At 67.7% G+C, this 12,064-nt stretch carries 11 protein-coding genes; 9 read left to right on the forward strand and 2 right to left on the reverse strand.

Features of this window, described 5'->3' with window-relative positions; all coding sequences use genetic code 11:
- The first annotated feature begins 116 nt into the window (after positions 1-116).
- Together WH303_RS18250 and WH303_RS18255 are read left to right on the forward strand one after the other, a co-directional pair.
- The gene (locus WH303_RS18250; RefSeq protein WP_445228313.1) at positions 117-1,106 is read left to right on the forward strand and encodes an FAD:protein FMN transferase; all 990 of its coding nucleotides are present in this window, start codon (positions 117-119) and stop codon (positions 1,104-1,106) included.
- Between the two features lie 77 nt (positions 1,107-1,183).
- Positions 1,184-2,488 carry a sulfite reductase subunit alpha gene (locus tag WH303_RS18255; protein WP_339520198.1) on the forward strand — a complete coding sequence of 435 codons (1,305 nt, stop codon included), beginning with the start codon at positions 1,184-1,186 and terminating at the stop codon, positions 2,486-2,488.
- Between the two features lie 21 nt (positions 2,489-2,509).
- Here WH303_RS18255 and WH303_RS18260 read toward each other — a convergent pair whose 3' ends face one another.
- Both WH303_RS18260 and WH303_RS18265 read right to left on the reverse strand, forming a co-directional pair.
- Positions 2,510-3,301 carry a VOC family protein gene (locus tag WH303_RS18260; RefSeq protein WP_339520200.1) on the reverse strand — a complete coding sequence of 264 codons (792 nt, stop codon included), beginning with the start codon at positions 3,299-3,301 and terminating at the stop codon, positions 2,510-2,512.
- A gap of 31 nt (positions 3,302-3,332) precedes the next feature.
- On the reverse strand, positions 3,333-3,899 hold the full coding sequence (locus tag WH303_RS18265; protein ID WP_021025282.1) for an OsmC family protein: 567 nt from the start codon (positions 3,897-3,899) through the stop codon (positions 3,333-3,335).
- Between the two features lie 347 nt (positions 3,900-4,246).
- On the opposite strand from WH303_RS18265, the gene WH303_RS18270 reads away from it, so the two are divergent.
- The 7 genes from WH303_RS18270 to WH303_RS18300 are packed head-to-tail and all read left to right on the forward strand — an operon-like array spanning position 4,247 to position 11,855.
- Entirely contained in the window at positions 4,247-5,911 is a 1,665-nt protein-coding gene (locus WH303_RS18270; protein WP_445228310.1) for a TIGR04028 family ABC transporter substrate-binding protein, read from the forward strand.
- A gap of 34 nt (positions 5,912-5,945) precedes the next feature.
- Complete coding sequence (locus tag WH303_RS18275; protein ID WP_339520201.1) at positions 5,946-6,890, forward strand: ABC transporter permease; 945 nt, start codon at positions 5,946-5,948, stop codon at positions 6,888-6,890.
- Positions 6,887-7,852 (forward strand): ABC transporter permease, encoded by a 966-nt coding sequence (locus WH303_RS18280; RefSeq protein ID WP_339520203.1) that lies wholly within the window; start codon positions 6,887-6,889, stop codon positions 7,850-7,852. Before WH303_RS18275 ends, WH303_RS18280 begins: the two co-directional genes overlap by 4 nt.
- Positions 7,849-9,492 carry an ABC transporter ATP-binding protein gene (locus WH303_RS18285; protein WP_339520205.1) on the forward strand — a complete coding sequence of 548 codons (1,644 nt, stop codon included), beginning with the start codon at positions 7,849-7,851 and terminating at the stop codon, positions 9,490-9,492. The genes WH303_RS18280 and WH303_RS18285 overlap by 4 nt, the downstream gene beginning before the upstream one ends.
- Positions 9,452-10,558: a putative FMN-dependent luciferase-like monooxygenase gene (locus WH303_RS18290; protein WP_339520206.1), complete on the forward strand. Its 1,107-nt coding sequence runs from the start codon at positions 9,452-9,454 to the stop codon at positions 10,556-10,558. The genes WH303_RS18285 and WH303_RS18290 overlap by 41 nt, the downstream gene beginning before the upstream one ends.
- Positions 10,559-10,578: 20 nt before the next feature.
- Positions 10,579-11,247, forward strand: coding sequence for a CMD domain protein (locus tag WH303_RS18295; RefSeq protein ID WP_339520207.1), 669 nt, complete (start codon positions 10,579-10,581; stop codon positions 11,245-11,247).
- Complete coding sequence (locus WH303_RS18300) at positions 11,244-11,855, forward strand: alkylhydroperoxidase domain protein (RefSeq protein ID WP_445228311.1); 612 nt, start codon at positions 11,244-11,246, stop codon at positions 11,853-11,855. Before WH303_RS18295 ends, WH303_RS18300 begins: the two co-directional genes overlap by 4 nt.
- Positions 11,856-12,064 lie beyond the last annotated feature (209 nt).

Genomic DNA, 12,064 nt, shown 5'->3' on the forward strand with positions numbered 1-12,064 from the left:
GCACCGGCATCTGGCAGATCCCCCAGGCTCAGGCCCGGGGCGAAGGCCAGCCTGCCCTGGCGGGTCAGGCTTTAGCCGGCCGCTCCTTTGCATCCCCAGCGTGGAGGGCGCCTGCGATGCAGCATGCGCAGCACGGCGGCCTGCACAGCCTGCAGGGCGTGACGATGGGCACCACCTGGTCGCTGCGCCTGGCCAACCCCGACTACGCCCCGCTGGCGCCGGTACAGGCGCTGGTGCAGCAAACGCTCGATGCCGTCATCGCGCAGATGAGCAACTGGGAGGCGGACTCCTGCCTCTCGCGCTTCAATGGCGCCGCTGCAGATACCTGGCACGCGCTGACGCCTGAGCTGGCGCAGGTGCTGGATGCGGCCCTCTACTGGGCCCGTGCCTGCGATGGCGCCTATGACCCGACCGTCGGCGCGCTGGTTTCGCTCTGGGGCTTTGGCCCGCGTGCAGACCCGCAAGCGCCGCACAGCGGCCAGCCACCTGCGCAGGCCGCTATTGACCGCGCGCTGCAGGTCTGCGGCCACCAGCGCCTGCAGTGGCAGCCGCAGCAGCGGCGTTTGCTGCAGCCCGGTGGCCTGCAGCTGGACCTGAGCGGCATCGCCAAGGGCTATGCCGTCGACTGGGTCGCCGAGCGCCTGCGCGCCGCGGGCTGGCAGCATGCGCTGCTGGAGATTGGCGGAGAGATCCGGGCCTGGGGGCACAAGCCTGGCGGCCAGCCTTGGCGCGTGGCCGTGGCGGGTGTTGCCGGCGATGAGCCGTTGGCGGTGCCGCTGGTCGATGGCGCGCTGGCCAGCTCGGGCGACCACTGGCATGTGTTCATGCATGAGGGCCGGCGCTTTTCACACAGCCTGGACCCGCGCAGCGGCCGGCCCGTGGCCCATGCGCTAACCAGCGTGACTGTCTACCACCGCGACTGCATGCATGCCGATGCGCTGGCCACCGTGCTCACGGTGCTAGGCCCCGAGGACGGCTGGCAGTTTGCGCTGCAGCAGCAGCTGGCGGCGGTATTCCACACCCATCCCGACGCCGGGCAGCCGCAAGGCCTGCGCCGCATGACGCCGGCCTGGCAGCAGCGTTTTGCAGGCAGCATGAAGCGATGATCGATTGGATAGCAAGCCCTGCGCGGTTGGCAGGCGCAGCAGGCTTGGTGGGTGGATATACGCTCTTGTGCGCCGCTGTGGCTGGGCGCCTGTGGCGCCAGCGCCGGGCTGAGCGCCAGGAGCAGCTCGCGCTGCAAGCGGGCACGCAGCAGGGCGCACCCGTGCTGGTGGCCTATGCCAGCCAGACCGGCCGGGCCGAGGCCCTGGCGCATGAGACTGCGCGCGTGCTGCATGCCGGCGGCTGCGCGGTGCAACTGCGGCCAGTGCAGGCGCTGCGCCTGGGCGACTTGCAGGCCTGCGCGCAAAGCCTCTGGCTGCTGTCCACCACCGGCGAGGGTGATGCGCCCGATGACGCCCTGCCTTTTGTGCGCCAGGTGCTGGAGCAGGCGCAGCCGCTGCCCGGGCATAGCGCCCAGGTGCTGGCGCTGGGCGACAGCGAATATGCGGCCTTCTGCGCCTTTGGCCTGCGCGTGCAGCAGTGGCTGCAGCAGCAGGGCGCCAAGGCCGATGTGCTGTGCATGGACAACGGCGATGAAGCGACTTTGCTGGCCTGGCAGGGCCAGACGGCCGAGCTGCTGCAATCGCTGACCGGCCAGGCCGGCGCTGGCTGGAGCCAGCCGGAACCTGCCCAGCCCTGGGTGCTGCGCCGGCGCCAGTTGCTCAACCCCGGCAGCCAGGGCGGCCCGGTGTACCTGCTGGACTGGCAGCCGCAGTCCGGCGCCTTGCCGCTGTGGGAATCGGGCGACCTGGTATCGCTGGCGGTGCCGGCCGATCCGCAGCGCAGCCGAGATTACTCCATCGCCTCGGTGCCCGAAGATGGCTGCCTGCAATTGCTGGTGCGCCAAAGCAGGCGTGCCGATGGCACACCGGGCCTGGCATCGGGCTGGTTGTGCGAGGGCATGGCCGTGGGCGATGTGCTGCCGATGCAGCTGCGTGCGCACAGTGGATTCAGGTTGGGAGACAACGCCGAGCGCCCCTTGCTGCTGATCGGCAATGGCACCGGCCTGGCGGGCCTGTGCAGCCACATCCGCGCACGCATTACTAAGGGTCGCTCAGACCAGTGGTTGCTGTTTGGTGAACGCAAGTCCGGTGAGGATGCGCTGCTGGACGCGCAACTGCAGCAGTGGCTGGCCGCTGGCCAGCTGGAGCGCTTGGACCGCGCCTGGTCCCGCGATGCCACCGACCCTTGCTATGTGCAGCAGCTGCTGCAGCGCCAGGCGCAGCGCCTGCGCGACTGGGTCGCGTGCGGCGCTGCAATCTATGTCTGCGGCAGCCAGCAGGGCATGGCGCAGGGCGTGGATGCCGTGCTGCGCCAGGTGCTGGGCGGCGCGGAGGTGGATGCGCTGGCGCTGGCGGGGCGCTACCGGCGTGATGTGTATTGAGGCCGGGCCCGCCCAGAAAGCCTAGGCGGTGGCCAGGCTGCTGTCGGCCTTGCTCGCCAGCTCCGTTTTCGCAAACGCAATGGTTGCCCCATGCGCCAGCTTGGCAGCAGCCTGGTCCCAGCTGCCCGTGCCACCCTTGAGCACAATCGCCAACGGCCCTTCGCCCTTGCTTTGCAGTTGGGGCGCCGTCTGCGTCAGCTCCAGCACGCTGTTGCCCAGCGCGATGGTGGCGCTGCTGCCGCCATCGGCCGCGTGGATATGGGCCTTGTCGCCCAGCAGCGCGCGGTAGCGCTCCAGGCTTTGCAGCAGGTCGCTGACGGCAACCGTCAGGCGCGCCACACCGGTGGCACCGTTGGCATGCTGGCGCACTTCGCCCTCGGGCACGCGCAGCTTGCGCGGGGTGATATCGCCGCAGAGGAAGGGCAGGTCATGTGTGTGCGGGCGGCCGGTCTGCCATTGCAGTTTTTCGCCATCGGGGCGCAGGCGGCCGCCATCCAGCGGGCCTTGCAGCTCTAGGCCGCGTGCCTTGGCCGCAGCAATCACCTCGGCGGTGCTGGGGGGCAGCAGCGCAAAGTCGATGATGCCCTCGCCATGCTGGTCCAGCAGCTGCCACCAGCGGTCTTGCGGCGCCGGGCTGCGCCAGGCGATCAGCTCGAAATAGGCGCCATCTTCAAACACCACCAGCGCATTGTGGGTCGGGCGGCCGGGGTGCTCACCGCCGCGCACAACGGTAAAGCCGAGGGCCGCATAGTCGTCAATGGTTTTGTCGAGGTCGTGGACCGCGATCACGATGTGGTCAAGTGTCAGTGCCATGGGATAGATCCGATAAAGGGGAGGGAAGGGGTCAAGCCGCTTGCTTCTGCGTCTGGGCCAGCGAGTCGCTGTGCTCAACGCGAGCGCGGATGGTCTGCGGCTGGCGCAGCAGGTTCAGGATCGGGCAGGTGCGCTCGACGGCGGCAAACAGCGCATCGATGTCGGCACGCGGCGCGGGCGAGTCGATATGCACGGTGTAGGCAATGTCATGGGGCCAGACCGGCGTGGCCTCGTGGCCGGGCTTGCCGGCGCGCGGGTCGATCACGCCGCTTACCTCCACTTCCAGGCTGGTCAGCGGCACCTGCTGCGCCGATGCCTGGATCAGAAAGATATGGGTGACGCAGCTGCCCAGCACACCCAGCTGCAGCTCGGGCGAGCTGGGGCCCAGGTTGTAGCCGGCAAAGCTCGGCGGGCTGTCGCTGATGACCTGGTGCTCGCGGATGCGGATGCGGCGCACGCCGCTGCGCCCTTCGGCGCTCACGCTGGCGCGCAGGGCCGTGGCCTGGGCCGTGCCGGCATCGATCTGGGCATCGCGGGCCAACACGGCACCGCGCTTTTCAGCCAGGTAGTCATTCAAGGTAGCAGGGCTTGCACTCATGGAGTCTCTTGGAAATGTGCTGCATCGGCGGGAGGTGATGCATGCCGAAGACCATTGTTGGTGTTGAGAGCCTGCGCATGAACTGCGCAGATCGCATGTGCATATGCGGCTGCCGCGCATGTGCTTATGCGCAAACCCTCTATGCGGCAGCGGGCCTGGTGGCCGCGCGCTTCCTTGGTTTGCGCATATCGATGCTCCGAAAAATACCTTCTCGCCACGCGCCAAATGCCTAGCATGACAAACCCAGATGGCGGCATTTTCAACAAAGGTGCTGCTGGCCGGTGGCCGCGGTTGGCGCGCCGGTGCAGGCAAGGTTGCCCGATGGTTAGCGAGGGTGGTGTGTGGTGGTGAAAGCAAATAAATTCAAGAAACTGGCGGTATGGACTGCGGCATGGTTGGCGCTGGGTGGGCTGCTGTCGGCCTGCTCCAAGACCGAGAGTGTGGCGGACGCCAAAACCGATAACGGCCCCGCCAGCGGTGGCGCGCTGGTGTACCTGGAGCAGCAGGCGCATACCAACCTCTACCCGCCAGCCGGTGGCTTCTACCCCAATGGCGGCGTGCTTAACCAGATAACAGACAAGCTCACCTACCAGGACCCCAAGACGCTGGAGATCCAGCCCTGGATTGCCAAGAGCTGGACCATCAACGACACGGCCACCGAGTTCACGTTCGAGCTGCGCCCGGGCGTGACTTTCTCCGACGGCACGCCGCTCGATGCAGCAGCGGTGGCCAAGAACTTTGACACCTATGGGCGCGGCAACAAGGCGCTCAAGCTGCCGGTTTCCGAAGTCATCAACAACTACGAGCGCAGCGAGGTGCTGGGCCCGCTGACAGTGAAGTTCTACTTCAGCAAGCCCTCGCCGGGCTTTCTGCAAGGCACCTCGGTGATCGGCTCGGGCCTGGTGGCTTTGCAGACGCTGGAGCGTCCGTTTGACGAGCTGGGTGACGCGACCAAGATCATTGGCTCGGGCCCCTTTGTGGTGGCGAGCGAAACGCTGGGCAAGGAGCTGCTGCTGTCGGCCCGCAAGGACTACAACTGGGGCCCCGCGCAGCTGGCGCACCAGGGCCGCGCGCGGCTCGATGAAGTGCGCTTTATCGTGACGCCGGAGGACAGCGTGCGCATTGGCGCGCTGCTGTCGGGCCAGGCCGGTGTGATCCGCCAGGTGCAGGCCTATGACGAAAAACGCGTCGAGGAGCAGAAGTTCGTCATCTACGCGCCGTCCACGAGGGGCGTGAACAACAGCATTGTCTTCCGCCCCGACAACGCGCTGGTCGCCGATCTGAAGGTGCGCCAGGCGCTGCTGCATGCCACCAATACCCAGGAGGTCGTGCAAACGCTGTTCTCGCACAACTACCCACAGGCCACTTCGGTGATCGCGGCCAGTGCGCAGGGCTATGTCAACCTGGCGGGCAAGCTGGCCTACGACCCGCAAAAGGCCCAGCAGCTGCTCGAGAGCGCCGGCTGGACGCCCGGGCCCGATGGCATCCGCCAAAAGGACGGCCGCGCGCTGGTGCTGGCCGCCTATGACTCGCTGCCCCAGCCGCAGAACAAGGAAACCCTGCAACTGGTGGCCCAGCAGTGGGGCAAGGTGGGGGTCAAGCTGCAGGTGCTGAGCGGCGATGCCGGTGTGCGCGTCGTCGACAACCTGGACCCGGAAAAAACCCCGGTTGCGCCCGGCATGGTGGGCCGCGCCGATCCCGATGTGATCAAGAGCAACTACTACCCGACCAACCGCAATGTGCTGCTGCAGCAAGGCGGCGTGAGCCAGAAGGTCAAGGGTTTTGTCGATCCGCAGCTCAATGGCTTGCTGGAGGCGATTGCCGCGCAGACCGATGCCCAAAAGCGCCTGGCGCTGACGGCCGAGGTGCAGAACTACCTGATCGACCAGGCCTATGTGATCCCCATTTTTGAAGAGCCGCAGGCCTTTGCCGCAGCCCCCTGGGTGCGTGAGGTGGGCTTTGAGGCGGTGGGGCGCCCGAGCTTTTACAGCACCTGGCTGGCCAAGCGCTAAGGCGCAGTCCCGCTGAACGGCAAGGAGCATCCCGATGTCCTTCTATCCCTATCTGGCCCGGCGCAGTGCCCAGGCGCTCTTGGTGCTGTGGGCGGCGTTCACCGCGTCCTTCGTGCTGCTGCAGCTGCTGCCGGGCGATGCGCTGCTGATCAAGTTCTTGAGCCCCGATCTGGGCCTGGGCCCGCAGGAGGTGGCCGATATCCGCGCCGCCTATGGCGCGGACCAGCCCGTGTGGCAGCAGTACTGGCACAGCCTGACGGGCTTTGTCAGCGGCAACTTTGGCTACTCGCTGCAGGCCGGCGTGCCAGTCAGCCAGGGGCTGGCCACGAGCCTGCCGCCTACCTTGCGGCTGGCGGGCCTGGGCTTTGCCTTGGCGCTGGTGCTCGCCCTGGTGCTGGCGCTGCTCGCCCAGCTGGCACCTTGGCGCTGGCTGCGCGGCGCGCTCTATGCGCTGCCCTCGGTGTTTGTCTCAGTGCCCGTGTTCTGGCTGGGCATTGTGCTGATCCAGCTGGTCTCGTTCCGCCTGGGCTGGATCCCCGTGATCAACCCCGGCAAATGGCAGGGCCTGGTGCTGCCGACCCTGACCTTGGCGATTCCCATTGCCGCGCCGCTGGCGCAGATCCTGCTGCGCAATGTGGACGAGGTGCTGACCCAGCCCTTTGTGGCCGTGGCCCGTGCCAAGGGTGCTCCGCGCCTGTGGCTGCTGCTGCGCCATGTGGCGGGCAACGCCGCACTGCCAATGCTGACGATGGCCGGCGTGCTGTTTGGCGAGCTGCTGGGCGGCGCTGTGGTGACCGAGGCCGTCTTTGGCCTCAATGGCCTGGGGAGCCTCACGCAGCAGGCCGTCGGCAACCAGGACAGCGCCGTGCTGCAGGCGGTCGTGGTCATCTCGGCCACCGCCTTTGTTTTGATCAATCTGGTGGTGGACTTGCTCTACCCGCTGTTCGACCCGCGTTTGCGCAACCGTTTGGGAGTTTGACCATGTCTGCAAGCACTTCTTCGACCGCCAGCCTGGGGGCCTTGGCCGCTGAGCCGGCCCTGCTGGGCGCAGCCCGTGGCGCTGCCAGTGCGGCGGTGCAGGCGCCGGCGCAGCGGCTTGCCGCGCCGCGCCTGGCTGCGATCTTTGCTGCCGCTCTGCAGCGCCTGCGCGCCGCACCGCTGGGCCTGTTGCTGGCCTGGGGTGTGCTGGCGCTGGTGGCCTTGTGGGCCATCGCACCGGGCCTGTTTACCAGCTACAACCCGGTGCTGGGCACCGCCGGCCAGCAGCTGCAGGCGCCCAGTGCCGCCCACTGGCTGGGAACGGACGCGCTGGGCCGCGACAGCTATGCGCGCCTGGTCTATGGCGCGGTGCATTCGCTCAGCGGCGCCTTTGTGGCCGTCAGCGTTGGCTTGGTGCTGGGCAGTCTGCTGGGCCTGGTCGCAGGTGCTACGGGCGGCTGGGTGGAGGATGTGGTGATGCGCATCGTCGATGTGCTGCTGTCGGTGCCCTCGCTGCTGCTGTCGCTGTCGGTGATCATCATCCTGGGCTTTGGCACGGTAAATGCCGCGCTGGCCGTGGGGGTTGTGTCGGTGGCCAGCTTTGCGCGGCTGCTGCGCTCGGAAGTGGTGCGTGTGCGCCGCTCTGACTATGTGGAAGCGGCACTGGGCAGTGGCGGGCGCTTTGCCGCCGTGCTCTGGCGCCATGTGCTGCCCAATTCGCTGACCTCGGTGATCGCGCTGGCGGCGCTGCAGTTTGGCTCGGCCATTCTGGCGATCTCCACCCTGGGCTTTCTGGGCTATGGCGCGCCACCGCCCACACCCGAATGGGGCCTGCTGATTGCCGAAGGCCGCAACTACATCTCCACCGCCTGGTGGCTGACGGCCGCGCCCGGCCTGCTGGTGGCAGCGGTGGTGCTGGCGGCCAACCATATCAGCGCCGATCTGACCCGGAGGCGCGCATGACGGACACCGCCATTCCCGTTTTGCAGGTGGAGAACCTGTCGATCGCCTACCACGATGGCCAGGCCGAGCAGCGCACCGTGCATGAGGTCTCGTTTTCCATCGCCGCTGGCGAGGTGCTGGCCCTGGTGGGCGAATCCGGCTCGGGCAAGACGACCACCGCCCAGTCCATCATGGGCCTGCTGGCCGACAATGGCCGGGTACAGGCTGGCAGCATCCGCATCAATGGAACCGATGTAGCAGGCTGGTCGCAGCGCCAACTGCAAGCACTGCGTGGCAAGGTGGTCAGCCTGATTCCGCAGGACCCGACCACCTCGCTGAACCCAGTGCGCACTGTGGGCGACCAGGTCGGCGAGATGCTGCGCCTGCATGGCTGGCGCGACAAAAAGCAGATTGCCCAGCGCGTGCTGGAGCTGCTGCAAAAAGTGGGGCTGTCGCAGCCCGAGCTGCGCGCACGCCAGTTTCCGCATGAGCTCTCGGGTGGCATGAAGCAGCGCGTGCTGATTGCCATCGCGATTGCGCTGCAGCCAGCGCTGATCATTGCCGATGAACCGACCAGCGCGCTCGATGTGACGGTGCAGCGCCGCATTCTCGATCTGATCGACGACCTGCGCCGCGAGTTTGGCACTGCTGTGCTGCTGGTCACGCACGACCTGGGCGTGGCCGCCGACCGCGCCAACCGCCTGGTCGTTCTGCAGGCCGGCCGTATCCAGGAGCAGGGGCCCACGGCCGATGTGCTGCGCAATCCGCAAAGCCGCTATACGCGCCAGTTGCTGGCCGATGCGCCATCGTTGGGCCATGTGCCGGCACGCGCGCCCCGGGCCGTGGATGCCGAGCCGGCCATTGTGGTGCAGGGCCTTGTGCATGACTTTGCGGTGGCGGGCCAGCGCGGCCTGTTCCGTGCCGTCGATGGCATCTCGTTTGACGTGCCCCGGGGCAGCACGCATGCGATCGTGGGCGAGTCCGGCTCGGGCAAGACCACGACCATCCGCGACGTGGTCGGCTTTGGCAAGCCCACATCGGGCAGCATCACGGTGGAAGGCGTGGATGTGACGGCCTTGCGCGGAGAGGCCTTGCGCCAGTTCCGCAAAACCGTGCAGCTGGTCTACCAGAACCCGTTCAGCTCGCTCGATCCGCGCCAGAGCATCTACGCGATCATCGAAGAACCCTTGCTGAACTTTGAGCGCCTGCCACCTGCCGAGCGCGAGCGCCGCGTGCGCGACATGCTGGCCCGTGTGGGCCTGCCGCCTGCAGTGCTGACACGCCGGCCGCGCGCGCTCTCGGGCGGCCAGCGCCAGCGCGTGGCGATTGCCCGGGCGCTGATCCTGCAGCCCCGCGTGCTGGTGCTCGATGAGGCCGTGTCCGCCCTCGATGTGACCGTGCAGGCGCAGATTCTGGCCTTGCTCGACCAGCTCCAGCGCGAGCTGCAACTGACCTATCTCTTTATCTCGCACGACCTGGCCGTGGTGCGCCAGATTGCCGACACCGTCTCGGTGCTGCAGGGTGGCCGCCAGGTCGATGCCGGGCCGGTGGACGAGGTGTTCTCGCGCCCCAGCAGTGCCTATACGCGCGAGCTGATCGCCGCCATTCCCGGAAAAAAGCATGCCTATGAACCAGAGCCTCTCCCCGCACTCGCCGCCTAGAAAACGCCTGGGCTTTTTCAGCCGCCTGCTGGACCAGGCCAGCGCGGCCGAGCGCTACCGCCTGGTGAGCGAGCAGATCCAGCATGCCGAGGCCCATGGCTTTGACACGGCCTGGGTGGCGCAGCACCACTTTCATGAAGCCGAAGGCGGCCTGCCTGCACCGCTGGTGTTTCTGAGCCATGTGGCCGCGCGCACGCAGCGCATCCGGCTGGGCACCGGCATTGTCACCTTGCCGATGGAAAACCCCATCCGGGTGGCCGAAGACGCGGTGGTGCTCGATCTGCTCTCGGGCGGCCGCCTGGAGTTTGGCGTGGGCACCGGTGGCACGCCCGAATCCTTTAGCGCCTTTGGACTGCGCAGCGACGACCGCGCCCGCATCTATGCGCAGCACCTGGCCGTGCTGCGCAATGCCTGGGCGGGGCTGCCGCTGCCCGGCGGCGATCGTCTCTATCCCGCTGGGCCGCAGCTGTTGTCACGTATCTGGCAGGCGACGTTCTCGGCCGCCGGGGCCGAGCGCGCCGGCCTGGCTGGCGACGGGCTGATGCTGTCGCGCACCCAACCGCGCAGCGCCGAGGCACCGCATGCCAGCCTGGCTGATATCCAGAACCCCTTGATCGACACCTACCTGGCCGCGCTGCCGGCAGGTGCTGCGCCGCGCATCCTGGGATCGCGCACTCTGTTTGTGGCCGAGGACCGCCAGCGTGCACTGCAGTTGGCCGAGTTGGGCCTGCGCCGCAGCCTGGCGCGTGCAGCGGCTGCCAACCCGGGCGGCCCGGCCAGCCAGTGGGGCACCGATGCACCGCTGGCGCAGCTGCTGGCCGCCTACGACGTGCATGTGGGCACGCCCGATGAGGTGATTGCCTCGCTGCGCGCCGACACGGCGCTGGCGCGGGCGACCGATATCTCCTTCCAGGTGCATTCGATCGACCCGCCGCATGCCGACATCCTGCGCTCGATTGCGCTGACCGCGCAGTACGTGGCGCCGGCGCTGGGCTGGCAGCGCGAGGATGCACTGGTGCCACCGGCGGCCGCCTCTTATCCCCTGCCAGTACCGGCGCTGGCCTGATTTTTTGGAGTGATACCGCTATGACTTCTGCATGGAACCCATCGCCTGGCGATGATGTGATTGACCAGCTCGCCGGCATAGCGCCGGGCAGCCATCTGGATGCCGTGCGCCGCCACCGCCTGCAGGCGCGCGAGCAGGCCCAGCAAAGCTTTCTGGCGCTGTTGGCGCCGCGCGCGCCGCTCAGCAGCGATTGGCCGCTTGCAGAGCGCCTGGCCGTCGCCGCCTTTGTGGCCGGCCTGCACCAGCAGCCGCAGGTGCAGCGCTTTTACCGCGATGCGCTGGCCGCCCAGGCCAGCCTGGCGCTGGGCAAGGCCATTGACGCCGAAGTGGCGCAAGGCCTGGCCCGGGGCCCCTATGGCCAGTACCCGCAAGGCCCCTTGAGCGCCGAAGACCAGGCAGGCCCGGTCTATGCGGTGGGCGCGCAGAGCCGTGCCGTGCTGGGCGAGCGCCTGTCCGCCGGCCTGGCGCATGCGCATCTGCTGGTGTTCCACCCCCGTGATGCCCAGCCCGCGCATCTGCAGGCCTTGCTCGATGCCGGCTGGAGCGAGACCGACATCGTGGTGCTGTCGCAGCTGGTGTCCTTCCTGGCCTTTCAGATCCGCGTGGTGGCGGGCCTGCGCCTGTTGCAGGCGCATCCCGCTCCAGCCACATCCGCCCAACAACCCACCACCGAGGAGAGCGCGGTATGAGCAAGCAGACCCTGCACTATCCGAACAGTACCGCACCCCAGGTCTTTACCCAGGCCCAGCTGGATTGGCTGCCCTGGATCGAGCCGCTGCCCGAGGCCGAGCTGACCCCGAGGCACTTTGACGGCCTGGTCGATGCAGCGCGTGCCAAGTCGCCGTACTTTCGGCTGCTGGCCCGCGATCCCGACACCCTGGGCGCGCGCACCCGCACCGACAAGGACATCTTCTACAACCCCGATGGGGGCCTGCCCCGCGCCGAGCGCGAGTTGGCCGCTGCAGCCACATCCCGGCGCAACGGCTGTATTTACTGCGCCTCGGTGCATGCACGCTTTGCCTCGCATTTCTCGCGCCGCGAAGAGGATGTGCAAAAGCTGCTGGATGATGGCGTGCAGGCCGATCTGGGCCCACGCTGGAATGCGATTGTTGCCGCCTCGGTCGCCTTGACCGAGACCCCCCTGGCGCTGGATGCTTCGCATATCGATGGCCTGCGCCAAGCCGGGCTGGATGACTATGCGATTGCCGATGCGCTGCAAGGCGCGGCCTTCTTCAACTGGGCCAACCGGCTGATGCTGAGCCTGGGCGAGCCAGCGCTGGAGACGGCACCGGCCTAGAGCGCCCAAGCAGCTTGAAAAGCCCTGGGAGGAGGCGCGGTGCCACCCAGGGTTTTTTCTTGGGAAGGTTGCCGCCGGGCGGTAGAAGAAAAAGCGGATACTTTGGCGCTGTATCCCTTTAGTCCATGGCCTCATGCTCTTTCCTCTGCATCCTTCTAGCGGCGGTATGCCGCAGCAGCTGTCCGTGCCCGGGCGGCGGGCCAGGGGCT

It is taken from the genome of Comamonas sp. MYb69 (genome assembly GCF_037479315.1).
Lineage (GTDB): Bacteria > Pseudomonadota > Gammaproteobacteria > Burkholderiales > Burkholderiaceae_C > Comamonas.